We start from the raw sequence: 24,784 nt of genomic DNA, 5'->3' as shown, positions 1-24,784 counted from the left end.
CCTCCTGCCTTTCTGACCTGCTGTTGGCGTACTTCCATCGTCAGATCGAAACGATGACCTGACTGCGATGCAGATCCGAAATGATGAACCTCGACCCTTATCGGCCGGGCCTCGAGAAGTCCGCCAGACGGTTTCCCAGCCGACGATAGACCGGTGTGGGAAGTGAATGGATTAAATGATAAAGAAGCTTCATACGGAAGGGATAGATATAGGCCGATTTCCCTCTTGCCGCGGCCCGGATCATGAGCAGAGCGGCGCGTTCAGGCTGCATCAGCCAGAAGCGGTTTGGATTATCCTGATTGATGGGTGTATCGATAAAGCCCGGCATGATCGTGACGAATCGGATCGTGGGAAATTCTGCGGCAAGGCTATCCATGATCCAGTTCAGAGCGATTTTGCTCATCGAGTATACGGTCCGTCCGGGCAGGCCCCGCATTGAAGCGGCGGAGGAAATCCCGACGATCGTGCCCTGCCCTGCTGGAGCCATGTGGTGAAGGCTTGCGTGAATAGTGTGGAGGGCTCCCCGGATGTTGACATCGATCGTGGTGTTGATCCGTTCCCAGTCCCATTGATGCCAGGAAGTTTCCCCGGCAACACCGCTGTTTACCCAGGCTACATCCAATCCTCCGGTCTTTGCCGCAAAGGTATCAATGGAGGACTGGACGCTAACGTAATCTCTGACATCACAGGAAGCGATAAAAAAACGGTCTTCTCCGCCTCCCAGTTCCTTCGCCAGAGATATCATCGGTTCTGTCCTGCGACTTAATAATGCGAATTGGCACCCATAGGGAGCAAGAGCCCGTGTGACTGCCATACCGAGTCCCGATGACGCTCCGGTGATCACAATACGTTTGTTTCTCCAGAAATGGTTCATGAACGAAGACATGGAAGTTCCTCCTCGACAGCACTTCCATTGTATCCCGTAGATCCGGAATAGAAGAAAACAGCCGGCAGATGCCGGCTGTCAAACTTAGCTTCAGATTATTTCAGGACGCCTTTTCCTGAGCTTTGACGAGCTCAAGATGGATTTCCACCTTGACATCATCCCCGACGACCAGCCCGCCTGTATCCAGTGTCTTGTTCCAGGATACGCCGTACTCCTGACGGTTAAGTGTGGTGTAAGCTTCCACACCCAACCTCATGTTTCCCCAGGGATCCTTGATGGGACCCATAACCGTAAAGGGAAAGGTGATTTCCTTCGTGACACCATGCATGGTGAAATCACCGGTAACTTCATAGGAGTCGCCCTTCTTGGCGATTCGTTTACTTTTGAAAGTAATCGCCGGGTAGGTTTTCGTGTCAAAAAAATCTGGACTCTTCAGGTGCTCGTCCCGCTTTTCGTTCCCGGTGTTGATCGTATCTGTCTGAATTGAGACCTCGACAGAGGACTTCGCAACCTCTTTGGGGTCGTATTGGACCGAAACGTCGAAAGACGAAAAAGAACCCTTTACGGTTGAGATCACCATATGCTTGATTCCGAATTCAATGGAAGAATGGGCGGAATCCAGAGAATAGGTGTCTGACGCAAAGAGAGGGATGGAGAGAAAGGCCAGAGCAACAAATAACGTGGAAAATATGCGTTTCATGATCTTGTCTCCTTTCAGGGCAGAGTTTTGTGAGAGCCGTCGCAATCAGGGGCTCCGTGAGTATGCTTGCAATTGCACAGAGCGCGTCGCGCGGATCCGGAAACCTCAATTTTCATGGGGGTCAGCCCGGTTCCCTTATGCGATCCGTCACAAAAGGGTTGTCCGGCAGATAGTCCGCAAGCGCACCACCAGTAAGTTCCGGGTTCCAGATCGATTACCGATGGCTTTTTATCTGCGATTTTAGGTTCTGTCATGAGTTCAGCTCCTGTTTTTTATTATAGATTGAGACCTATATTCAAACACGAACAGGCCGGGTTTTATTGCATCACGGATCGGGAATACGCCAGCTGAATATCTTTCAGTTCCTGGATCGTGGTGGAATCTGCCCAGGTATGGAGATGGTAGGTCTTGTTTGTCTTCATCGGGTCCATGGGATTGGGGCCCAGGATCCGGTCTCCATCGATTGTCCCCGGAATGGGAGAATATTCAGCCAGTATCGGGATTACGCCAATTTTTCCTATGGCATCCAGAGCTCGACGCACTTTATCTGGAGGAATGGAGGGATGGCCCATGAGCAGGTAGACCTGGATCGAGCGGGAAGAAAACCCGGCTTCACGCAGGTGGCTTATGGCATGCGTACAATCGTCCATCGAGACTTTGCCTCCCGTTTCCGATTGGACATGGGGATCAATAGTCTCCAGGGAGAGCATGAGAGTCTTAAAATTGAGGTTCTTCAGAGTCACCGCAAGGCTTGGGTCCACGAGACGACAGGCCAGGCCATTGGGTGTATGGTACGAGAGGCTATGTGAGATTGAAAGAATTTTACCGAATTCAATCAATGAATCGACATGGAACAGGAGTGCATCATCGTAGAAAACGATATGCTTTGTTTCCGGTCGAAGAGAGGGAAAAATCTCTTCAGCCATACGTTGTGGATTTATCCGATGGATTCCAGGCTGGAGATGGGGAACGGCACAATAGGAGCAGTGAAAAGGGCATCCGTAAGATAGACGGGTCACGAGGTAGGGAAGGGCGCCGTACCCTGACCAGAAAGGAGCTGCATCCATCAGAGCTTCCATTGCCAGGCCCCGTTCCTTGAGCCAGCCGGGTAGTTTCTCCATCGACACGCCTTCGATTCCCAGATCGGATACGTAAGCTGGAAATAGTGAGGGAAGAATTCCTCCAACGGTAATCGGGACATCACCGAGAACCTGTCGGAGTGTGGAAACCACCTCTTCAATACCGGGAGCCCAGTAAGAAAGTCCGCAGGTCAGGAGGATGTGAGAAGGTTCAGGAATGGAGCGAAGCCAGGACTCAAAGACTTTTTCGGATCTTCCATACCGCCTGAAGTATCTGGGGACATTGTTGAACTGTGCAGGTTTGGAAACGATGCGCGAAGGAAATTTGCCTCTTCCATCGGGACGGCTCTGCCTGAAGGCCTCGGAAACGTCAGGGGCGGATCGGTCTAAAAAGTCAAAGAAATGGATCTTGTGGCCATTTCCGGTAAGAAGCGTGGCCAGCTTGAGGAGACCCAGGGGTTTCAGCCAGAAGTCATGGCAGGAAAAGTCATAGGCGGGAGGTTGAATCAGGAGGTAGTTCAACGGAAGTTAGTGTCCAGGGGCTACTCTTCCTTCCCGGGTTGCTCCTGGTGGGTATCTGAGAGGAGTCGGTCCGTTACATCGTGGAAATTGCAGGGAATATTCCAGGTCGAGAAGTAACTTCGATCTTCGACCGGAGGCAGGCTGGCTCCCAGTGCGGTCCGGAGGACACCACGCATCGTGTTGATGGGGGTGATGCCTGTGTACTGGATCGGTGGTGATCCCGGCGGAAGAAGACATGCATTCAGGATTCCCATCCGCTCAGGTAGGGCCGTCTTCTCCACGCTTCCCCAGTCCAGCTGGGACCCGGGCCCGTGGTCTCCCTGAAGAAGGATGACGGGAGCTGTGGGGGAGCGCTCGATAATCGCCCCTAAGGATTTCACTACGGCTCCTGTGAGAAATCGGACCTGGTCCGCATATAGCTTCCTGTAGGTGGGCGGATCTTTGCCGTAGTCCGAATGATTGCCGTCTCCGAAGGAAAATTCTAATCCCGTGTCGATGGATCTGCCCCGGGCGTCAAAGACAAAGGGGGGATGGGGTGCGGGGATATGCGCCACCACAAAGACAGGGGTTTTCCGGGCCGCAACGGAAGGCAGGGAAGACAGGATAAAGTGAATTCTTCCCCTGTGTGCGTCAAACTGAGTAAAGAGGTCGAAGTGATGGAGAATGGCGGGGACGGGAGTGAAGTTGATGAGAAGGTTTTCAAACTCGCTGAAGGACAAGATGGGGGAAAGCGTCTCCTCCGCTCCGAGATCGGCCGTTCCGTTGTAACCGGAATCGTACTGGATTGTAGCGTACCCTGCGCGTTTTGCGAGACGGACAACCATGCTGTCCCGAAGGAATGGCAGGCATGCTTCTCGATCGCAGGTTCCCCCCATGGGGATATCCTGAAGGTAAGAACAGTTCAGGGTTGCCGTGAGGGAAAGAATCGTCTGGCAATAGTTGGAATGGCTGGACGGAGCAACGGAGAAGCCGAGGGTTTCCAATTCGCTTCGGAAGGCTGTCAGATCCAGATCATAGGTGGCCTGGAGGTAGTCCGGGTCCCCAAATCCGTCCAGGATAATGAAAAAGATTGAAGGAGTGGATTCATGGGGGAGAGACCAGGAGGGTATCTGGATTCCCCTGATCTCCTTTGGACTTTCCTGGACGGGATGTCCGGTCATCCTTCCCCTCACGATCAGAGCGGAGGGAACGAGGATCGTTGCCAGGGCAATTACATTAAAGACCCGGGTCAGTGGCTCGAGGTTTCGCCTGCTTCTGACGATAAAGAAAAAAATGAGAAGGTACAATCCTGCCCAGAGAGCTAAAAGGGCTCGAATGATTCCCCCCTCAACCTCCGCCGCCAGGAGACCGTATCGGATATTCAGGACCTGCCCGAAGGAGAAAAAGAAGAACCAGAAGGCCGTCAGGGCCATCGCGGCCTTCAATCGGTCCTTCAGGACCAGTGTCAGAATGGAAAAGAAGAGGAAGGCCAGGGGGAGCAGGATCGCAACCGATTTAACTATGACTCCCGGTGTCGCCAGGGCGATATTATGGGAAAGAAGGGAAAGGGCCGGAAATATGGCGAAGAGGAAGGGGTGAAGTACGGGTTTAAATCCTGCAGGGATTTTCATCGATCCTGCACCGAGAAAACTGACCGATCAGGGTACCCGTCCCGGACACCTGGAATCATGGTCCTGATTGTATCACTCTCAGGAAGGGGGGTGATGGATATTATTCGTACCGCAGGGCCTGGATCGGATTAAGCCGGGCTGCCTTGTAAGCCGGATAAATGCCGAACAGGACACCTACACCGGAGGCAAAGCCGAGACTCAGGAAGATTGCCCAGATCGGAACATGGGCCGGGGGAAACCCGGGGATTGCCTTGGCACCCAGAGTACCGAGACCCCATCCAAGGAATAGTCCGATCATACCTCCCACAAGGCAGAGGGTGACAGCCTCGATCAGGAATTGAACCAGAATATCCCTTCGACGTGCTCCTACCGCTTTTCGAAGACCGATTTCCCGGGTTCGTTCGGTCACGGAAACGAGCATGATATTCATAATTCCGATTCCGCCGACCAGGAGTGCGATGGAGACAACGGCTCCGACAACCAGGGTGACACTTCCCAGGATCGACGTGACCGTCTTCAGAATCTCCTCCTGGTGCATGATCCGGAAATCATTTCCCTGGCCTTCCTTGATCCGATGCTGTTTCCGTAAGGTGGTGATCACCTGATCCTTGGCCACATCCACCACATCCTCGGAGGCGGCCTTCATGTCGAATCGCATCTGGCGCGACGCGGTTTCTCCGAAGATCATGGCGGCCGTCGTGTAGGGAACAATCAGGATGGAATCCTGGTCCTGCCCGAATTGCTGTCCGACTTTCTCCATTACCCCGACGACGGTCAGGGGTGTGTCGGAAAATGAGATCTGCTTCCCGATGGGATCGGGTCCAAGCTTCAGCTCGTCCACGACGGTCTGTCCCACAAGGGTAATATGCTTCCGTGCCTCGATGTCGTGATGGGTGATGAATCGCCCGGTTTCGACAAAGTGGTTCACGATATCAGGATATTCCTCGTTAACTCCCACAACAAAGGCCTGCCACTTTCGCCCTCCCGCTGTAACATTTCCGGATCGCCAGATTATCGGGGTGAGGGCTGCGATGGCCGGGCATTCCCGGCGAATGGCCTCGGCATCGTCAAGGGTGAGCTTGACGTCCTTCCCGGATACGGCGGGATCGTTGGGATCCTGATTGGGAAAGACCATCATATAGGTAGCACCGACATCCTGCAGTTGCCCCGCAATCATGTATGACATCCCCTGGACAATAGAGACTACGGCCACCACGGCGGCTACACCGATGATGATCCCCAGTGTCGTCAGAATGGAACGCATCTTGTTGGCGTAGATGGCGCGCAGAGCGATTCGAAAATTCTCAACAACAATCATTTCCTGTCATCTCCAATAATCTGCCCGTCCCTTAGACGAATGGCTCTGCGGGTATGCCCGGCGATATCTTCTTCATGCGTCACCATGACGATGGATTTCCCCTCGCCGTTCAGGCGGTCAAAGATTGCCATTATCTCCGAGGAAGATGCCGTGTCCAGGTTGCCCGTAGGTTCGTCGGCGAGAATAAGAGCCGGATTGGTTACGAGTGCCCGGGCAATGGCAACTCTCTGCTGTTCTCCACCCGAAAGTTCGTTCGGAGCGTGACCCACCCTGTGTTCGAGCCCTACCGCCTTCAAGGATTCGCGGGCTCTTTCGTCCCGCTCTCTGCGGCTGACGCCGGCATAGATCAGCGGAAGCTCCACATTGTACAGTGCAGTGGAGCGGGGGAGGAGGTTGAATTGTTGGAAGACGAACCCAATCTCCCGGTTGCGAATCTTGGCCAGATCATCATCGTCCATGGTTTCCACTTCCTGGTCGGCCAGGAGGTAGCGACCTTCGGTCGGTATATCGAGGCACCCAAGTATATTCATCAATGTCGATTTCCCCGATCCCGAGGCTCCCATGATCGCCACATATTCTCCCGGGTCCACGGAAAAACTGATCCCCCGGAGGGCGTGAACCGGTGTCGTATCGGGGTTATACACTTTGGTGACGTTTTCGATGAAGATGAGCTTATCCATTAGTCGACTTTGACCTCCACGTCAGCACCTTCTTCTTTGTTTTCTTCCGTCGATTGATCTTCTTCTTTCTCTTCTTTTGTCTTGATCTTGATCTCGGTTCCTTCTTTCAGGTCCTTGAGGATTCTGGACGGTCCGGTGATTACAGAAGTTCCCTCTTCCAGTCCCTCCGTAATTTCAATGTGGTGTTCATCGCTGATCCCGGTAGTAACTAAGAGTTTTTTAGCCTTCCCGTTGTCCGGAGTGAACACGACCTTTTCATCCTTCCGTTCCACTACGGCCTGAATGGGAACAGACAGGACGTCCTCTTTCTTCTCCAGGGTAATCGTGGCCCGGGCACTCATTCCCGGCCTGAGATTTTCATCGGGATTATGAAGCAGGACCTTCACCTTGAAGTAATTCACATCGAGCTTTTTGAACGCACTGTGGGCAATCTCTTCCACTTCGCCCTCGAAGGTGATATCAGGGAGGGCGTCAACTACGATGGTAGCCGGCATCCCTGTTTTTAACCCAGCAATTTCACTCTCGATCACATCAACCTCAGCCAGAATGTCCGACATATCGGCCACAACTCCGATCACCGAACCCGGAATATTCATTCCCGCCACTACCACTTCTCCCTCTTCCATGTCCAATTCGACGACGCGGCCATTCATCGGCGCCAGGATCGTACATTTTTTGATCTGTTCGTTGAGCTCATCCAGTGCGAATTGAGATCGTTCCATATCCTGCTCTGCGGCGGTCAGGGAGGCTTCCGCCTGCCTCAGGGAGGCCCAGGCACTGTCCAGGGATTCCTGAGATACGATTTTCTCGTCCATCAGTTCCCGGGTTCGTTTGTATCTGAGGTGGGCTTCGTCTGCCATGGCGGCAACACGCTCCCGGTTGGCTTTCGCGGAATTGACGGCTGCAGTCATCTGATCCCTCTGTCGAAGAAGGGTCTCCTTTTCGATATCCACCAGGATCTGTCCCTTCTTGACCCAGTCTCCTTCCTTGAAATGAAGCCGGATGATCTTTCCGACAACGTCAGACTGAAGGTTAACATAGGTGCGAGGGCGGATTTCTCCCGATGCCAGTACTTCCCGGGCGATGGGACGAAGCGCTGCATCTTCCGTGTAGACTTCTTTCCCCTTGGATCCCTTTCCCTTCACACTGAAAAAGATCATCAGGGCAATAACCGCGACAACGGCCAGGATGATGAGTACTTTTTTCATGAACCAAACACCGATCCAAGAACAGCAGTGGCGCCTACCTTCACAACGATCCAGAGGATCCAGAGGCCGATGATCCAGGGTGCGACCCTGGAGGGTTTCTTATCTGAGACGATCCCGAACCCGAGAATCATAAGGACAACCACCCAGACGTTAAAGAGGTCAAGGGAGGTCAGGAGGGTGTGGAGGACTTTCTGGGTTTTGGGATCTACCAGCGCGCCCGGGTTGGAGGCAACCAAATTCTGAAGCTCCATCATGCCGTAACTGCCCTTGACCATGGCAATCACAACCGCAAGGATTGCCTTGATCAGGTGGGGGATGTAACAGTGCAGGATCAGGGAGAAGGACTGTTTATAACTCAGCTCGGTATCGAGAAGCTTGAAGAGAAGGAAGAAGATGAGAGCAAGGATCAGATACATGATGACAGACGTGACAGGTGCGACAAAGCTGGAGATCACCGTCCATTTACTCATGCCCTCGGCACGTTTGTCCACCATCTCATCGATCTTCTCGTCCGTTAACGATTGTCCGGTCTGACTCTCAATTTTGGATTTGAACTCCTGGATCTGTTCCCGAATCTCCGTGCGGACCGTTACTGGGTCCAGGTGGGACATGATCGCGAAGGTCACAACTCCGGTGATCAGGGCCGTCAGTACCATGATGACAAGGATATAGGGCCGTTCTTTCAGTGCGGCGAACGCCTGTTTGGGTGAAATGATTACATTGAAAATGGCAGATAAACTATTCATGTAGACCTCCCAGGAACCTAGTACGCACGAGTCCGCGAAATGTTCAAACCCGTGTCCTGTCTAACGAATCTGAATCAGGACCCGGATGTCCTGGCCCATGGGACCATAAATCATGGACCGGACCCTGGCCTGATCTTCTCGATTCGTTAAATTATCATACACCTGTTGGATCCCAAACCGAACCAGGAATTCGCCCAGTGTGGTAAAGGACAACGTCTTCAGTCCGGCTCTTTCGCCCGCTTCTTCCAGGGCTGTGAAATTCACGGCATAGGTGATGTCCTGTTCTCCCTTTGAATTCAGGACGTTTCGGTCCATATGATGCGAACGGTAGGCCATCAAGGTCCCGGATGGAAACACCTGCGGGTTATAGAGGATTTGAGCCTTTTTCCCATAATCAAAGGTCAGAAAGAGCCCTGATGTAAGTTTCCGCGCGAGGGTCTCATAGATCGTTTCCGCCCTTGTACATACCTCCACTATCTGTCCTTCCCTGCCGCCGACCCTGAATCGCTCCAGGAATTCCAGAGCAATATGCGTCGCAGGGCCTCCCTCAGCCCATTTCGCACCTTCTGCGGTCTCCTCGACCACAAGCTCATGCCAGGCTCCCTGTCGAAAGGTCAGGACATCACAGGGCAGGGCGTCAAAGAACTCGTAGGCAAAAAACACTCCCCGCATCTCCTGCAGCTCATTGAGATCTCGAAGATGTTTTACTCCGACGGGAAGATATTCGGGATCGTGAAGATCGATGGCCACGGCAGTCCACTCTTTCGGAAGACAGGGTAACAGGTTTGCCAGTAATTGACCGGAACCGCAGCCGATGTCAACGAAGCGCGGATCTTCCCATCGGGGAAGGTTTTCCTGTATGCATGCCGCCACACAGGAAGCCAGGGCCGGGTGAAAGGAAGCTCCGGTCACATAGTCACCTTCCTCCTGGGCCGGGTGCCGCTTCTTTCTGTAATACCCGGATTCACGGGAATAGAGGGCCTCTTCCATGAAGGTACGAAAAGGAATTTGTCTGGCTATTTGCCAACCCCCAGCACCATGAGGATTACAAATACAAACAGGATTAAAAGCATGATTCCCAGAAAGGCCATGAAGAAATCCGCGGGACGTCGCTTTCTTTTTGGCATAATCTCTTGTACCACAGTGAGCATTGGGTCGGCAAGCGGAATCTTCTCCTTGACAACAGGGCCCGCCTCCTAAATAATAGTGGACAGTGAACCCATCGAGGGAGGAGAAATTATGAAAAAATTAGGCGCAGCCCTGGTGCTGTGGGCGCTGCTGGTGGCGGTAACCGCCCTGGCCGTACCCGCAGAAAGAGCCATCGTACGACCCTTTGATTCATCCATGAAGGGAAAGATTGCTCAAACCTTCGGGCTAAATGTTATCGATGATTATGGCGCATTCTTACTGGTCGAAGATTCAACGGGAAAGCTAAATTCCCCACAGCTTCTGAAACAGGCTACGGTTATGCCCTTGCAGGATTGGGACGTGATCCGATTGACCCCCAATATCTCCATCGGTTCCAGAGCTCCCATCCTTGAGGCAACTCAGGCAGGGCTCTACGTGGTCCACTTTCAGGGGCCCATCAAAGCGGAATGGGTGACCGCCCTGAAGGCCAGAGGAGTTGCAAAAATAGTTCAGTATATTCCCAACTTTGCCCTCCTGGTTGAGGTCCCTGAAGGAAAGCCGGTAAACTTCGGGACGATACCAGCCGTCGACTGGGCCGGTTACTATTCAGGAGAATTCAAGGTTTCATCGCATATTCGAAAGAACAAGGATGTCAAGGAAGGCGATGCAGCGATTCTCCTTCTTAACAATAATAAACTTTCAAAGACTCTCCAGGATCTGACCAGCCTAGGGGTAACCTTTACAACCCCCAGGGTAACCACTTCCCCCTTCGTCTATCTTACAGCCCACGGCCGGATGGAAATGGTGGAACGTGTGGTCAAGCTTCCTTACGTCATCTGGATCGAACCTATCTTCCCAAGAGAGATGCATGACGAAATCCAGGACCAGATCCTTGCCGGGAACTACACCGGAACTCTTCCCGATGGACCGGGCTATGAAGCCTGGCTTTCCACGGTCGGTTTGAGCGATGTCAGCTCCGTCATTGTCGATGTTGCTGACGACGGCTGGGACACCGGAGACACGACGGTGGGAAACCACCATCCCGACTTTGACGATGCCCTGGGAACCTCTTGCCGGGTGATTTACCAGGTTGACCTCTGCAGTGAAGGAAACTTCGGGATGGATGGGCACGGAACCATCAACCAGTCCATCGTACTGGGTGACGGCAAGGGAACCGGGGCTCTTGACGGCAATAATTATTACTACGGTATGGGTATGGCCCCCACAGCCCGAGGCGGTCAGACAAAGATTTTCGGGTCGAGTGGTTGGTGCGGAATGGCGGACATGTTCGAAATTACGGCACCAGCCGCTTCCAATGGCGCCGTCATTACCTCTAACTCCTGGGGTGCGTCAACCTACGGCGGATACAATATAGACGCCCAGCAATACGACCTGGCCGTCCGGGATGCCGATGGCAACTCCGGCAACGGACTTTATGCCTATACGGTTGTTTTCTCCGCTGGAAACGATGGTCCCACAGATGGGATGACCGGGGCCCCCGGTACAGCCAAGAACGTTATCACCTCCGGAGCCAGCGAGAACGTACGGGACCATGGGATCGCGGATGGCTGCGGTGATTCCAACGCGGACAGCCTGAACGACATTACCGACTTCACGTCTCCCGGGCCCTGCGAAGACGGCCGCATCAAGCCCGATGCCATGGCCCCCGGAAACCATATCCAGGGTGCGGCTTCCCAGTATTCCGGTTTTACCGGTGCCAGTGTTTGCGGGGCATCGGGAACAGCGGACGATCGGTACTGGCCTTCCGGTCAGACCTTCTACACGTGGTCCTCGGGAACCTCTCATTCCTGCCCGTCGATGGCGGGTGCAGCGGCCCTGATTTACCAGTATTACGACAATGAGATGGGAACTCCGCCCTCCCCGGCCATGAACAAGGCTGTCATGCTGGGTTCGGCCGATGATATGGTCGGCGGCGCAGATGGCAACGGGAGTTCGACGCTGAACTTTCCCAACATGCGCCAGGGATGGGGACGGGTTAACCTGGGACGTGCCTTCGATTCCGCATTCAAATACTATTTCGACCAGGGATATACTTTTACAACTTCGGGACAAACTCACTCCCCTGAACCTATCTTCTCCGTGGTCGATCCATCGCTACCCGTCCGGGTCATGTTGGTCTATTCTGATGCTCCGGGGGATCCCAATGCGACGCCCTCCGGCGGTCTGGTGAACGATCTGGACCTCGAGGTCACGGTGGGAGCGGATGTCTACCTCGGTAACAATTTCACGAACGGCGTGTCCGTTCCCAATACGGGTACGCCAGACACGATCAATAACGTTGAGGGTGTCTATTTCCCCGCCGGTGTCGTGGCGACCTTCACCCTCCGGGTGATTGCCACCAACCTCGGCGGCGATGCGATCCCGGGAGACGCCAACCTGACGGATCAGGACTACGCCCTCTATATCTATAACGCGACGAATCAGACTTCGGCCGGTATCATCCAGATGGACCGGGAAATCTATAACTGTTCCGACACCATCGAGGTCACCGTCAGTGACGCCGATCTTCAAGGCGCCGGCACCCAGGACGTCCTGGTCTCCTCCACAACCGAACCTGCAGGAGAAACTTTAACCTTAAACGAGGTGGGAACCAGCAGCGGTGTCTTTACCGGTATGATCAACACCACTTCTGTTGCCCCGGCTTCTGACGGACTCCTCTCGGTAACCAACGGAGATACGATCACGGCGACCTACAACGACGCGGATAGTGGATCCAGTACACAGACCCTTCGCGCTCCCGCAATCGTTACCGATACAGCCGTGGCCGACTGCGTGGGTCCCATCATCTCCAACGTCCAGATTATTTCGATTACCCACAACTCGGCGATCGTGACCTGGGATACGAACGAACCCGCCACGAGCCTTGTGAACTACGGGGATACACCCGGGCTCGGGAATACGGCCAGCTCGCCGGCCCTAGTTCTCAACCATTCGATTCTCCTGACCAATCTCCTCTCCTGCACGACATATTTCGTCGAGGTCTCTTCGACGGATGCCGCCCAGAACACCGTTACGGACAATAACTCCGGGGCGTACTACACCTTTGAAACCCTTGGGATGTTCGACTTCTTCATGGACGATGTGGAGTCCGGAAACGCCGGATGGACGGCGGATTCTCCGTGGGCCATCATTGACACGGACAGCCACTCCGCCAGCCATTCCTGGACTGACTCTCCGGGGGGTAATTACACCGCCTATGCCGACGTCTCCCTCACGTCCCCCGTCTTTAACTTCTCCGCATACAGCACCGCCCTCCTCTCCTTCTGGCACCACTACGACATCGAAAGCGGATATGACTACGGGTATGTGGAAGTCACCACCAATGGAGGGACATCCTGGACTGCGGTGGCTACCTACTCGGGAACGCTTGCAGCATGGACCCAGGTTGCCATCGACCTTTCCGCCTATGCAGGAAACCCGGCGGTCCAGTTCCGTTTTCATCTCGTGGCAGACGATATTGTCAATCGTGACGGATGGTACGTGGACGATGTGATTGTGTCGGTCCCTGTCAACTGCCATGCTGGAATGATCATGCTGGACCGTGACGTCTACACCTGCAGCGGAGATACGATTGCGGTCACGGTAATGGACATGGATCTCAACACCAATCCCGGTGTCCAGGAAACGGTAAATGTCACCCTCTCCTCCACAACGGAGGCGGGTGGTGAAACGGTTACCCTCACCGAACAGTCAACTTCCTCTTCTGTCTTCCTGGGTTCGATCGCTACCACTGCGGGTGCTCCTGCTGCCGATGGTCTCCTGTCGCTCACCGATGGAGACACGATTACAGGAACCTACAATGATGCCGATGACGGATCGGGGAATCCTGCTGTCGTTACCGATACGGCCTCGGCCTTCTGCACACCTCTGACAATTTCCAATGTCCAGGCAGTTGTGAACGGCAATTCAGTCACGGTTACATGGACGACCAACCGGGATGCCGACTCTCTGGTTACCTACGATCCATCGATGCCTCCTGCTTCGACGGCTTCGGATCCGACTCTGGTATCCAGCCACTCTGTCACGATTCCCGGTTTGCTGGTCTGCACGGACTACTATTTCTCCGTAACGTCAGTAGATACCTATGGGATTTCTGCCTCGGACGACAACAGCGGAACCTACTACACCTTCACTGCGGGAACCCTGAGTACAGCGATCTACAACTCGACCGATACACCGCTCAGCATCCCCGACTCTAACCCGACGGGCGTAACCTCCACGATCAGCGTTCCGGATGCCGGTACGGTTGTGGATGTCAACGTGACCCTTACGATCACCCACACCTGGGACAGCGACCTGGATATCTACCTCGTTGCCCCCAACGGTACCCAGGTGGAACTCTCCACCGATAATGGAAGCAGCGGAGACAACTACACGAACACGGTCTTTGATGACGAAGCGGCCACGGCCATTACAGCCGGAACGGCGCCCTTCACAGGATCGTTCATTCCCGAAGCCCCACTGAGCCAGGTGGATGGGATTTCCGCACTCGGTGACTGGGATCTCTTTGTGGCGGACGATGCAGGCGGCGACACGGGAACGATCCAGTCCTGGTCCCTCACGATCGAATATCCGCCCATGGCGTGTGGTCCTGAAGCTTCGTATGATAGTCACTCTTTCACCGATGATTGCACCGGCGGTGGTCCTGGGGACGGAGACGGGTTTGCCGATCCCGGTGAAAACCTCTACCTGACCGTGACTCTCGCCAACAGCGGTACCGATCCCGTCACGGGCGTCAGCGCGGTCCTCTCTTCCGCCACTCCGGGGATCACGGTCAATGTGGACACTTCGCCCTATCCGGATCTGGGTGTGGGAGCCACGGGGACCAATACGGTCCTGTATGAAGTGACGATCGATCAGGCCTTTCCCTGCGGCGATCCGATCAATTTCCAGATCGATATCACCACCAACGAGGGAAGCTGGACCGATACATTCCAGCAGACGACGGGAATGGCGGGAGGAGGTCAGCTCCTCTATGAACAGTTCGAGACCTGGCCTCCGGCCGGCTGGCAGAATATCAACAATGGTGGATGTGGTGCGTGGGATACCACGGCCAATACCGGAGGGTACTCTGGTCTGGGGAATACGACCGGAGGCACCGGAGAGGCAGCCGATGCCAACTCCGATGATTGTGGAAGCGCCATGAATACGGCGTTAATCACGCCATCCATTGATCTCACTTCCGTTACCGGGGCAACCCTGCAGTATAACTGTCGCTTTGAAGACTATGCCGGTGACGGAGATGCCTATACCGATATTTCAACCAATGGTGGATCCTCCTGGACCAACCTCCGATCTGAAACGACCGACGATGGAGGAGGACACCTGGTTAACATCGACCTGACACCCTATGTGGGAAACAACGTCCTGATTCGTTTCCGTTACGTGTGTACAGGCTGGGCATGGGGATGGATGGTGGATGGTGTTGAAGTTACCGCAACAGGGGGCAGTGCTACCTGCACGACCTGTGTTGCCGGTGGATGTGATGCCGACCTCGGTGATGTGAACCTCAATTCCCAGGTCACCGCCCTTGACGCCTCCCTGGTCCTCCAGGAGGTCGTGGGCATGATTACCTTTACACCCGAGGAGTACTGTCGGGCCAACGTTAACCAGAATGCCGCCGTGACCTCTCTTGATGCGGCCTATATCCTCATGTGTGTTGCGGGGAACTGTCCCGGCCTTCCTGCCGGGTTTGAGCCTTCCTGCAACGCCCATGGGAACTGTCTCCCATAGTCGGGAAGGAGGAAACCATGAAGCGCACACTGATTACATTACTCACCCTGGCTGTTGCGGCGGGTCTCTGGGCCGCAGGCGGGATTGATCTGGCTCCTGCGAAGGTCCTTCCCGGGAACCAGGTAGTCCTGACTGTCAGGATGGCCTTCCCGGAAGCACCCACCGCGGCGGAGTTTCAGGTCAAGTTCGATCCCCGGGCCCTCGAGTTTGTTCGATTGGAGAAGGGACCCCTCACAGTGGACGCCATGCATGCCGTCCATGAAGTCCGGGGAACCCTCCGGGGCGCCTTTGCCTCGGCGGAACCCTTTCCGGCATCCGAGGGGGTACTCTGTACCCTGATTTTCAAGGTGAAGGACGGGTCCCTGAAATCCACGAATTTCAATCTGGATCGAGTCCTGATCAATGACCGTCCACAGGAATCCAGAACCATGGAGCTCGATCTCCAAACGCCTCTGCAGCACACGTCCGGGGGAAATCTATGATAAAACGGCTTCTTTTTACGTTTTTCGCGTTACTTTGTGCCACCGGCCTCGTCTGGGCCGATACCCAGATGATGCTGGGTACACCTCAGACCAGGGCCGTGCGTTCCTTTACGGTACAACCCGCTCCGTCTCCAACCTGTGGGGGCGGGGCAGTATCCGTGCCCGTAACGATCGATGTCTCGGACAACCTGATCGCCTTTCAGTTCAAGCTCTACTACGATCCGACCCTGGTCACTCCGGGCATCCCAACACCTGGAGCCCTGTTTGCCGCGTGGGCGTTCGGTCCATCTGCTCCGTTGACGGACGGATTTGGAACCTACGTTCCCATTGCCGCGGCGGGAGCTCCCGTTGCAGTGGGTACGGATGAAAATCTGGTTCTGATTCCATTTACCGCAATCGCAACGGCATGCGATGGAAGCAGCACGAACCTCTCCTTCCTCGATCCTACCGGGCAGCTCTATTCCACGAACGCGGGTGAAACCGATGTAACGCCTTCAACCGTTCCTGGAACTCTCACAGTTACATGTCCGGGGAACCTTCCCATTGGAGCCGTAACAAATACATCTCCCGCGGACACAGCGACCAATGTGGCGGTGACCGCAGTCCTGGACTGGCAGGATACTCCCAATGCGGATACCTGGGATGTCTATTTATCTTCCTTCAGTCCGCCGCTGTTTGTCGGAACGGTTTCTGCAAGTACCTACGACCCTCCTGGTGATTTGACAAATGGAATCACCTATCACTGGTATGTCGTCGCCTACAGCTCTGCAAACGACTGCGCGGCCGTGACGGGGCCTGAATGGTCCTTTACAACCATCGCGGCGGCGGCACCCGACGTGCAGTACGACAGCCAGTCGTTCACGGACACCTGCTCCCTCGGGGGTGCGGGCGACAATAACGGTTCCGCTGATCCGGGAGAGACGATCGACCTGACGGTCACCCTGATCAACAACGGTGCTGCCAATGCCACGGGTGTGGCCGGAACGCTCTCCTCCATTACTCCCGGAATCTCCGTGACGACTCCGAATGCAAACTTCCCCGACCTGGCTTCAGGTGGGGGTACAGGCGCCTCTTCAACAGCCTTTGTCTTCGACATTGCGGGAACAGTAGCGTGCGGTACGATGATCGATTTCAGCCTCGATGTGACGGCAAACGCGGGAGCCTACACCAACACCGTGACCTTCCAGGTCGAGGTCGGCTCCACAACCGCCGTGATCCTCGACGAGGCGTTCGAGTCCTGGCCCCCGGCGGGATGGACGATTGTGAATAACGGTGGCGACTGTGTGTGGGACAGCAATACCAATACCGGCCGAACCAACTATACAGGTGGGAGCGGATTGTGTGCGGATGCTGATAGTGATGATTGCGGCAATGGCACGACGATGGATACCGAGCTCAGAACGCCCGCGCTGGATCTCACGACAGCTACGGCGGCTTCCCTCGATTTTCAAGCCGCCTATAACGATTTCAGTGCGAACGATGCCTTTGAGGTGGATATATCTACCAACGGAGGCATTTCGTGGACTAACCTTCTGACCTGGACTGCCGATCATTCAGCATATGGGCCGGGAGAACTCGTGAGTCTCGATCTCACGCCCTACGTTTCGAATACGGTTCTTATCCGGTTTCACTATTACACGACTTCATGGGACTACTACGCAGAGGTTGACGACGTCATGGTGACGGTCACTTCTGCGACCCCGGTCTGCATTGACTGCGTTGCCTGTACGCCTCCTGCAGCCTTTACGCTGGCTTCTCCCGCCAACGGTGCGATCGATCAGGCCACGACAACAACCCTGAGCTGGAATGCCTCTACGGGTGCAACGAACTACAATGTCTACTTTGGAACCGTCAGCCCGCCGCCCATGGTGGGCACCGTGGCTGGAACGACCTACGATCCCGGTCCTCTGGCCAACTCCACGACCTATTACTGGACCGTCGTGGCCACCAACGGCTGCGCACCCGATGCAAACACGGCTGAGTGGTCCTTTACAACGATCGCTCCGTGTACGCCTCCGGGGGCCTTCACGCTGACGGCTCCTGCCAATGGGGCCATTGACCAGCCGACCACGACAACGCTCAGCTGGGGTGCCTCTGCGGCTGCGACAGGCTACGACGTCTACTTCGGAACGGTCAGTCCACCACCCATGGTAGGCACCGTGGCTGGAACAACCTACGATCCAGGTCCTCTGGCCAATTCAACGACCTATTACTGGACTGTCGTGGCGACAAACGGCTGTCCTCCGGATGCAATCACCCCGGAGTGGTCTTTTACCACGATCGCGGCTCCAGTCGGTCCAACAACCCTGACCGTGGTGAATTCAGCGGGATCGTGCGGAACCACGGTCAGTGTTCCCATCACCCTGGATGAGGGTGACGGGATGCTGGCTTTCCAGTTTGACCTCTATTTCGATCCGACCTACATTACCGGTGTCAGTGCGGCTCCGGCCGGAATTGCCAGCGGCTTTACGGTGATGTCCAACGTCTATGCCGACCATATCTCCGTGGCTGCGGCCTCCGGTACCGCCCTGGGTGCGGGAGGGGGAACGATCGCGACGGTTGATCTCCTGATCAGCTTTGCCACGCCCGACGGAACGGTTACCAACCTCGATCTCCAGAACTCTCTCGTGAACGACGTGGCGATGACGGAGGTGGACGGAACGCTCACCGTGTCCTGTCTGCCACCGATCCTGGCCTACAACGATGCCGCACTTCGGGATGTCTGCATCTTCGGCGGTATCGGAAACAACGACGGTGTGGCCGATCCTGGAGAGTATCTCTACCTGACGGTTACCCTGATCAACAACGGCCCCGGCGACGCCACGGGTGTCTCCGCCGTGATGTCCACGGCGACCCCGGGAGCCACAGTGATGATGAACACCTCCACCTATCCCGACATCCCCGCTTCCGGCGGAACGGCACAGTCCAACAGTGAATATATGGTGATGGTAGATGAAACCTTCACCTGCGGGGATGTGATTGTGCTCGACCTGACAATTACGGCCACCGAAGGCAGCTGGACCGATTCCTTCAATGTACCCACGGGTGCCAAGAAGCGCCAGGTCATCCTCCTCTCCGAGGAATTCGAAACCTGGCCCCCGGCCGGATGGCAGAATAACAACCTCGGTGGCGATTGCGTGTGGGATACGACCGCAAACACGGGTGGATACCTCAGCGGTGGAAACGAAACGGGAGGCACGGGGGAGGCGGCCGATGCTAATTCCGATGATTGCGGTAACGGCACCACGATGGATACAGAGCTGGTTACCCCATCGATCGATCTAACCGCCGCAACAACCGGGTACCTTGAATACAACTGCTTTTTCCAGGATATGGCAGGTCTTGGTGATGCCTGGACTGACATTTCCACAGATGGAGGAACGACCTGGACGAATCTGGTTTATGAAACAACTGATGATGCGTCAGGACACCTGGTTCACGTCGACCTTACTCCATATGTCGGGAACACGATCCTGATTCGGTTCCGATATGCCAGTACTGGTTGGGGATGGAACTGGGAAGTCGACAGTGTTCTCGTGGACGCCGATGCGGGCGGTGGCGGCGGCGGAACCTGCAACGTCTGTGCCGGGGCCCCCTGCACCCCTGTCGATCAGTTCACCAATGTGAGCCCGGAAGACGGTGCCGAGGGTGTCGAACCTCCCGTCACCCTCGTCTGGGAACCGGCGGCCAACGCGACCTACTATGAAGTCTACGTCGGCACCACTCCCATGGGTGTGGCGTATGTGGGGACCACTACGGATACGACCTATACCCTCACAGACCTTGAAGCAGGAACAACCTATTACTGGATTGTGTCCGCCTTTAACGACTGCTCCTTCAAGAACGGTCCGAGGTGGAACTTCACGACATCCGGCGGTGCGGCTCCAACGGGAGCCACCGATGTCTTTGTGGCAGCCGCGGCGGAAACCTCGGGTTCACGGGGAACACACTGGCAGACGGATATCCGGATGCTGAACCCCATGGACCATACGATCGCCTATTCGATTACCTTCATCCCCTCCGATACGGATGGCATGACCAGCCCCTATGTCTACAACGGGACCATTCCAACCCATGAAGAGATGATGATGGACAACATGCTGACCAACATGTTCGGTGTCTCGAACATGGCGGGTGCTCTCCACGTCACTTCGGACGATCCGGTCTACGTCACAACGAGGACCTATACCACCTCCGACACGGGGAGCTACGGGCAGTTTATCCCCGCCGTGAGCAAATCGATGGCATTGAATATGCCGTCACCTGCCCGCGCGCAGCATGCCAAGGCGAGACAGGCCGATTCGGCCCACCTCGTGATGCTCTCCTCCACGGAGACGAGACGCACCAACGTCGGCTTCGTCGAAGTTACCGGGCAGGCAGCTACGGCCAACGTGACACTCTACGATGACCAGAATAATTACCTGGGATCGGGAGCCTATCCTCTCTATCCCATGGGACATTTCCAGGTCGACATCTTTAACGACCTGGGAATCACGGATGAAGTTCCCGTTGCCCGCGCGGAAGTTACCGTGACAGGTGCGGGTGCCATACTGGCCTACGCTTCGATGATCGATCAGGATTCCGGCGATGCAGTGTATATCCCGGCCCAGATCTTCGATGCAGAAGACATGAAAAAGCTGATCGTCCCCGTTGCCGCCAAGGCCGCGGGTGCTAACGACACCAGCTGGAGAACGGAACTTCGGATCTTCAATCCGGCAGATACGGCCCAGGATGTTACCGTAACCTACACAACGGGAGCCACATCCCTTGCAGCCAATATCAGCCTGGAAAGCAAGAAGGTGTACATGTCGGAGAACTTTCTCCAGCAGCTCTTTACGCTGGTCGGGGATACCTATGGTGTCCTGACCCTGACCTCACCCTCTGGCGTAGTGGCCATGAGCCGCACCTATACGACGGCTGATGTCGGTTCCTATGGACAGGGTGTAATGCCCACGATGGCCGATGAGAGCTTTAAATCCGGGACGATGGGTTACCTGATCCATCTCACCCAGAATGAAGATTTCCGTTCCAACCTCGGGTTCTCCGAGATCGGACTGGGAGACGCCGTGATCCTGATCGAACTCTTCGATCACGATGGCACGTACCTTGGTTCGTATGGATTCGGAATGGGGATCCATGAAAACAGGCAGTTTAACGAGATCGTCCGGATCATCTACGGGGATGAGCTTTTGAACAACGGGTACATCCGATTTACCGTGGTGAGCGGTCAGGGACAGGTTCTTCCCTATCTGTCCGTTGTGGATAACCTCAGCGGTGACGCGATCTTTGTGACACCCTGAAGATCCTTTCTTTGTGAGTCAAAGGGAGAGGCCACTGGCCTCTCCCTTTTTTTGTTATAGTAGTCTGCCATGAATTTCTACGTAGATCTGCACTGTCACACCTCAGCTTCCGATGGATCCCTCAATCTTACCGAGCTTCATCGACTTGCCGCGGCCGCGGGTCTTTTTGCCATTGCCATCACCGATCACGATACCCTCGACGGCTGGGCTTCCTGGTCGGGAAGAATGAATTCCTTTTCCAATCCGGAGATTCTACCCGGAGTAGAACTTTCCACGAATGATTCCCGAATTCCCCGCTCGATCCACCTGATTGGCCTGGGGATTCCGTTGAACGGGCATGTGGCCCTGACTCTGGACCGACTTGCACAGAGCAGGAATGCACGGAATCGAAAAATCATCCATGCGCTCTCTGATCTTGGCGTTCCGATCGGTAGTCGGGATCGGGAGTGGATTCTGTCCCGACCGATTGCAGGAAGAGCCCACATCGCTGCAGCCCTCGTTCGGGCCGGGCATGTGAAGAACCTTGATCTTGCCTTTGAACGATACCTCAATACCGGGAAACCTGCTTACGTGAATCGGAAACGACTTGGATTTGCCGAGGCCATTCAGCTGATTCGAAAAGACGGGGGTGTGAGTGTCCTCTGCCACCCAAACTTTCTGGGATTATCCGAGGATCAGCTCGAATCCTTTTTAGCCTATGCCGTCGGGCAGGGTCTCGATGCTGTCGAAACCCGGTACAGTGAATATTCAGAAGATTTTGTGAAATGGGTTGATTCGGCTGCCAGGCGACACGGTCTCCTTCCATGCGGCGGGAGTGATTTCCATGGTCGTCTTAAACCGGGTATCCTTCCGGGACTGGGCCGGGGTGGGTTGAGGATTCCGCAGTCCTACTATGTCTCGATTTTGGAGAGGATCTCTTCTATCCGATCGGCGATCGAATCGTAGCTCGTCCTCTCCAGGACCCGACTACGACCCTGTTCGGCCAGGATCCTCAGACTTTCACGATTCTGCAGCCACGGAATGAGCTTATCAGCCGCTTCTTCCATATGGGAGCTCAGCCGGAGCCCGGTTTTTCCATCCTCAATCCACGGTTCAAGCCCTTCCATGGGAAAGGCCGCTGCGGCGCATCCACAGAGCATGGCTTCAGGCAGAGCCCGATGAGATCCCTGTGATCCGGGCATGCACCAGATGAAGAGGTCACATGTGCCCAGTTCTTTTGCAAGGGCATCATCTTCGTGGTACCCCACAAAGGAACACACCGGGTCAAGACCGCACCGATTCGTCTCTTCCATGAGGAAGGAAAGGTGAGGGCCTTTTCCAATTACCTTTGCACGAAAAGGGACACCTCGGCGCTGCAGGTTATCCAGAAGGTAGATGAATCGTTCATGATGCCGATCACGGGTCAGTTTCCCGATTGTGCCCAACACCGGTGGATCATGAGGCTGGGTTCCCGGGGTGAAAATGTCGGTGTTCACGGCGGGGGGAATCCAGGGCAGAACCGGAAGGCAGGAAAGGTTCACTGTCCCTGGAAAAGCCGGAATCGCGGCGTCACATCTCTGATATATCCTGCGATGGATCCAATCGGTTTTGACAGCCGCAGGACGGTGGAAAACCAGGATTCGCTTTGCGGACTTGCGGGCAAGGAGAGAGAGGAACCAGTGGTCCTGGGAAATATGCGCGAAGACCAGAGCATTTTTCGTTTCACGGGTTACAAAGCGGGATATGGAATGATAGCCGGGGTAGGGAATGCAGTCCTGTCTGCCCCGGAGTTTTTCTTCCAGTGTGTAGCCTCCCATGTAGAGAAACCGGCTCTCCAACCCTCTGTGGCGAAGGGCCTCATGCCACGACAGGGCTACCGATGCCGCTCCCGTAAAACGCTTCCCTGAAACGAGATGCACAATCCTCGAAACCATAGGGAAATATGCTACCATAGGAAAGATATAAGGAGGTAGGAATGAGCCTCGACGCGGATTTTCTGGAAATTCTGGCCTGCCCGGCCTGCAAGGTGGGACTGGAACTTCTACCGCTTCCCGAATCCCTCTGTCAGCAGCTGATCGAACGGTACCGCCCCAGGTTTCGTGATGAGGAACCTGTCGTGGAACAGGGACTTCGATGCTCCCGGTGCCGTAAGGTATACCCTGTGGTTTCCGATATCCCCGTTCTTCTCATCGAAGACGCAGTGGAGCTGCCCCCCGAAACTCCGTGAATCCGCTCTTTCTGGCGGCTATTCTTTCGATTCCCCTCATTGCTCTGGCGAATATCACCTGGGGAATCTTGCTTTTCTGTACCCTTGCGGTTCGCCGATCCTGGAAAATGGATCCTCCTTTCGTGGCACTGATTGCCTATGTCATGGCCTCGGTTGCCTCGATTGCGACAAGCGCTCATCCCATCGAGTCCCTCCATGCCAGCAAAGATCTTCTCAATTTCCTTGTATTTCCTCTCTCAGCCATATACGCCCGTGAAATGGGACAGCGCGCCCTGATGTGGGTCTTTGTCTTCATGGGGATTGCTCTGGCTGCCTGGGGTTTTCTGCAGTATGCCTTTGTCGTTCCGGGCCAGCCCTTCTGGAGAATCCGGGGACCTCTTTCTCACTATATGACCTTTGCGGGTCTTCTCGTGATCCTGATTCTGATCAATACCGTGACTGCCTTGAAAGAAAAGGATCGAATCCTGCGCTGGGCAGCGATGGCCGGGATCATCCTTCCCATCGTCGCCGTTATCCTTTCCCTGACACGGAACGCATGGGTGGGACTGGCTGCGGGATTTCTGGTGATCGTGGTTTCCATGAGGCGTAAAGCCGCCCTGGTGATATTGATCCTATTTATCGTGGTCCTGTTTCTTCCCGGCCCTCACCGGGACCGGGTCCGATCCCTCTTCGATCTCAGCGACCCCTCCAACAATGATCGGCTGGCCATGATGGTGGCAGGAACAAGAATGTTCCTGGACCATCCGCTCACAGGTGTAGGGCCGGATATGGCACGAAAGGTCTATCCTTTTTATCGGGAACCGTGGTCTACCCGGCTCAGAATCCCCCATCTCCACAATAACGTGATTCAGATTGCTGCCGAACGTGGACTTGCTGGACTGCTGCCCTATGGATTTTTTCTGGGGACAGTCATTTTCCTGGGGTGGCGCCGCCGCAGAACCTGGGGAGGACTGGCCTCGATTGCCTCTCTGGTCGGAATTACCCTGGCCGGGTTGTTTGAATGGAACTTCGGGGACACGGAGGTGCTGATGCTTACCCTGGTGGCGTCCACGCTCTATCTTGTTTCGGATGAAGATTCTGGTACTGCATCTGATAAATCAAGTGAAACTCAACCGGTCGGGCTCCTGGTAATAGGAGCGATCAGGGATAAATGACGAGGGGCCGG

The 24,784-nt window shown here is 55.2% G+C and carries 17 protein-coding genes; 6 read left to right on the top strand and 11 right to left on the bottom strand.

Going from position 1 to position 24,784, the window contains the following annotated elements; translation table 11 throughout:
- Positions 1-97: 97 nt before the first annotated feature.
- From PLD04_05525 to PLD04_05480, 10 genes are all read right to left on the bottom strand, one after another.
- On the bottom strand, positions 98-886 hold the full coding sequence (locus tag PLD04_05525; protein ID HXK67784.1) for an SDR family NAD(P)-dependent oxidoreductase: 789 nt from the start codon (positions 884-886) through the stop codon (positions 98-100).
- Between the two features lie 100 nt (positions 887-986).
- Positions 987-1,586, bottom strand: a complete 600-nt coding sequence (locus PLD04_05520) for a YceI family protein (protein ID HXK67783.1) — start codon at positions 1,584-1,586, stop codon at positions 987-989.
- Positions 1,587-1,600: 14 nt separating this feature from the next.
- On the bottom strand, positions 1,601-1,840 hold the full coding sequence (locus tag PLD04_05515) for a CDGSH iron-sulfur domain-containing protein (GenBank protein HXK67782.1): 240 nt from the start codon (positions 1,838-1,840) through the stop codon (positions 1,601-1,603).
- Between the two features lie 63 nt (positions 1,841-1,903).
- Complete coding sequence (locus PLD04_05510; protein ID HXK67781.1) at positions 1,904-3,187, bottom strand: radical SAM protein; 1,284 nt, start codon at positions 3,185-3,187, stop codon at positions 1,904-1,906.
- Positions 3,188-3,207: 20 nt separating this feature from the next.
- Positions 3,208-4,797 (bottom strand): hypothetical protein, encoded by a 1,590-nt coding sequence (locus PLD04_05505; GenBank protein ID HXK67780.1) that lies wholly within the window; start codon positions 4,795-4,797, stop codon positions 3,208-3,210.
- Positions 4,798-4,897: 100 nt separating this feature from the next.
- Positions 4,898-6,115, bottom strand: a complete 1,218-nt coding sequence (locus PLD04_05500; protein ID HXK67779.1) for an ABC transporter permease — start codon at positions 6,113-6,115, stop codon at positions 4,898-4,900.
- Positions 6,112-6,795, bottom strand: coding sequence for an ABC transporter ATP-binding protein (locus PLD04_05495; GenBank protein HXK67778.1), 684 nt, complete (start codon positions 6,793-6,795; stop codon positions 6,112-6,114). The genes PLD04_05500 and PLD04_05495 overlap by 4 nt, the downstream gene beginning before the upstream one ends.
- Positions 6,795-8,003, bottom strand: coding sequence for an efflux RND transporter periplasmic adaptor subunit (locus PLD04_05490; protein HXK67777.1), 1,209 nt, complete (start codon positions 8,001-8,003; stop codon positions 6,795-6,797). Before PLD04_05490 ends, PLD04_05495 begins: the two co-directional genes overlap by 1 nt.
- Entirely contained in the window at positions 8,000-8,749 is a 750-nt protein-coding gene (locus PLD04_05485) for a YIP1 family protein (protein ID HXK67776.1), read from the bottom strand. Before PLD04_05485 ends, PLD04_05490 begins: the two co-directional genes overlap by 4 nt.
- A gap of 60 nt (positions 8,750-8,809) precedes the next feature.
- Positions 8,810-9,739 (bottom strand): SAM-dependent methyltransferase, encoded by a 930-nt coding sequence (locus tag PLD04_05480; GenBank protein ID HXK67775.1) that lies wholly within the window; start codon positions 9,737-9,739, stop codon positions 8,810-8,812.
- A gap of 249 nt (positions 9,740-9,988) precedes the next feature.
- Between PLD04_05480 and PLD04_05475 the strand changes: the two genes are divergently transcribed.
- From PLD04_05475 to PLD04_05460, 4 genes are all read left to right on the top strand, one after another.
- On the top strand, positions 9,989-15,631 hold the full coding sequence (locus PLD04_05475; protein ID HXK67774.1) for a S8 family serine peptidase: 5,643 nt from the start codon (positions 9,989-9,991) through the stop codon (positions 15,629-15,631).
- Positions 15,632-15,648: 17 nt separating this feature from the next.
- Positions 15,649-16,113 carry a cohesin domain-containing protein gene (locus PLD04_05470; GenBank protein ID HXK67773.1) on the top strand — a complete coding sequence of 155 codons (465 nt, stop codon included), beginning with the start codon at positions 15,649-15,651 and terminating at the stop codon, positions 16,111-16,113.
- Positions 16,110-21,413, top strand: a complete 5,304-nt coding sequence (locus PLD04_05465) for a cohesin domain-containing protein (protein ID HXK67772.1) — start codon at positions 16,110-16,112, stop codon at positions 21,411-21,413. Before PLD04_05470 ends, PLD04_05465 begins: the two co-directional genes overlap by 4 nt.
- 69 nt (positions 21,414-21,482) lie before the next feature.
- Positions 21,483-22,358: a PHP domain-containing protein gene (locus tag PLD04_05460; GenBank protein HXK67771.1), complete on the top strand. Its 876-nt coding sequence runs from the start codon at positions 21,483-21,485 to the stop codon at positions 22,356-22,358.
- Here PLD04_05460 and PLD04_05455 read toward each other — a convergent pair.
- A complete protein-coding gene (locus tag PLD04_05455) occupies positions 22,304-23,326 on the bottom strand; it encodes a glycosyltransferase family 4 protein (GenBank protein HXK67770.1) in 1,023 nt (340 codons plus the stop codon). The two genes, PLD04_05460 and PLD04_05455, sit on opposite strands and share 55 nt — an antisense overlap.
- 41 nt (positions 23,327-23,367) lie before the next feature.
- Between PLD04_05455 and PLD04_05450 the strand changes: the two genes are divergently transcribed.
- Complete coding sequence (locus PLD04_05450; GenBank protein ID HXK67769.1) at positions 23,368-23,619, top strand: Trm112 family protein; 252 nt, start codon at positions 23,368-23,370, stop codon at positions 23,617-23,619.
- The gene (locus PLD04_05445) at positions 23,616-24,773 is read left to right on the top strand and encodes an O-antigen ligase family protein (protein ID HXK67768.1); all 1,158 of its coding nucleotides are present in this window, start codon (positions 23,616-23,618) and stop codon (positions 24,771-24,773) included. Before PLD04_05450 ends, PLD04_05445 begins: the two co-directional genes overlap by 4 nt.
- Positions 24,774-24,784 lie beyond the last annotated feature (11 nt).

The sequence above is a fragment of the Thermoanaerobaculia bacterium genome, assembly GCA_035593605.1.
GTDB lineage: Bacteria > Acidobacteriota > Thermoanaerobaculia > UBA2201 > DAOSWS01 > DAOSWS01.
The sequence above is the reverse complement of the archived record's forward strand: the minus strand, read 5'-3'. Positions and strand labels throughout refer to the sequence as shown.

Excerpts from the sequence above, each read along its gene's own strand:
- PLD04_05500 (HXK67779.1), bottom strand. The coding sequence starts at position 6,115 with ATGATTGTTGTTGAGAATTTTCGAATCGCTCTGCGCGCCATCTACGCC.
- PLD04_05490 (HXK67777.1), bottom strand. The coding sequence starts at position 8,003 with ATGAAAAAAGTACTCATCATCCTGGCCGTTGTCGCGGTTATTGCCCTG.
- PLD04_05480 (HXK67775.1), bottom strand. The coding sequence starts at position 9,739 with ATGGAAGAGGCCCTCTATTCCCGTGAATCCGGGTATTACAGAAAGAAG.
- PLD04_05485 (HXK67776.1), bottom strand. The coding sequence starts at position 8,749 with ATGAATAGTTTATCTGCCATTTTCAATGTAATCATTTCACCCAAACAG.
- PLD04_05525 (HXK67784.1), bottom strand. The coding sequence starts at position 886 with ATGTCTTCGTTCATGAACCATTTCTGGAGAAACAAACGTATTGTGATC.
- PLD04_05495 (HXK67778.1), bottom strand. The coding sequence starts at position 6,795 with ATGGATAAGCTCATCTTCATCGAAAACGTCACCAAAGTGTATAACCCC.
- PLD04_05505 (HXK67780.1), bottom strand. The coding sequence starts at position 4,797 with ATGAAAATCCCTGCAGGATTTAAACCCGTACTTCACCCCTTCCTCTTC.
- PLD04_05450 (HXK67769.1), top strand. The coding sequence starts at position 23,368 with ATGAGCCTCGACGCGGATTTTCTGGAAATTCTGGCCTGCCCGGCCTGC.
- PLD04_05475 (HXK67774.1), top strand. The coding sequence starts at position 9,989 with ATGAAAAAATTAGGCGCAGCCCTGGTGCTGTGGGCGCTGCTGGTGGCG.
- PLD04_05515 (HXK67782.1), bottom strand. The coding sequence starts at position 1,840 with ATGACAGAACCTAAAATCGCAGATAAAAAGCCATCGGTAATCGATCTG.
- PLD04_05465 (HXK67772.1), top strand. The coding sequence starts at position 16,110 with ATGATAAAACGGCTTCTTTTTACGTTTTTCGCGTTACTTTGTGCCACC.
- PLD04_05455 (HXK67770.1), bottom strand. The coding sequence starts at position 23,326 with ATGGTTTCGAGGATTGTGCATCTCGTTTCAGGGAAGCGTTTTACGGGA.
- PLD04_05460 (HXK67771.1), top strand. The coding sequence starts at position 21,483 with ATGAATTTCTACGTAGATCTGCACTGTCACACCTCAGCTTCCGATGGA.
- PLD04_05520 (HXK67783.1), bottom strand. The coding sequence starts at position 1,586 with ATGAAACGCATATTTTCCACGTTATTTGTTGCTCTGGCCTTTCTCTCC.
- PLD04_05470 (HXK67773.1), top strand. The coding sequence starts at position 15,649 with ATGAAGCGCACACTGATTACATTACTCACCCTGGCTGTTGCGGCGGGT.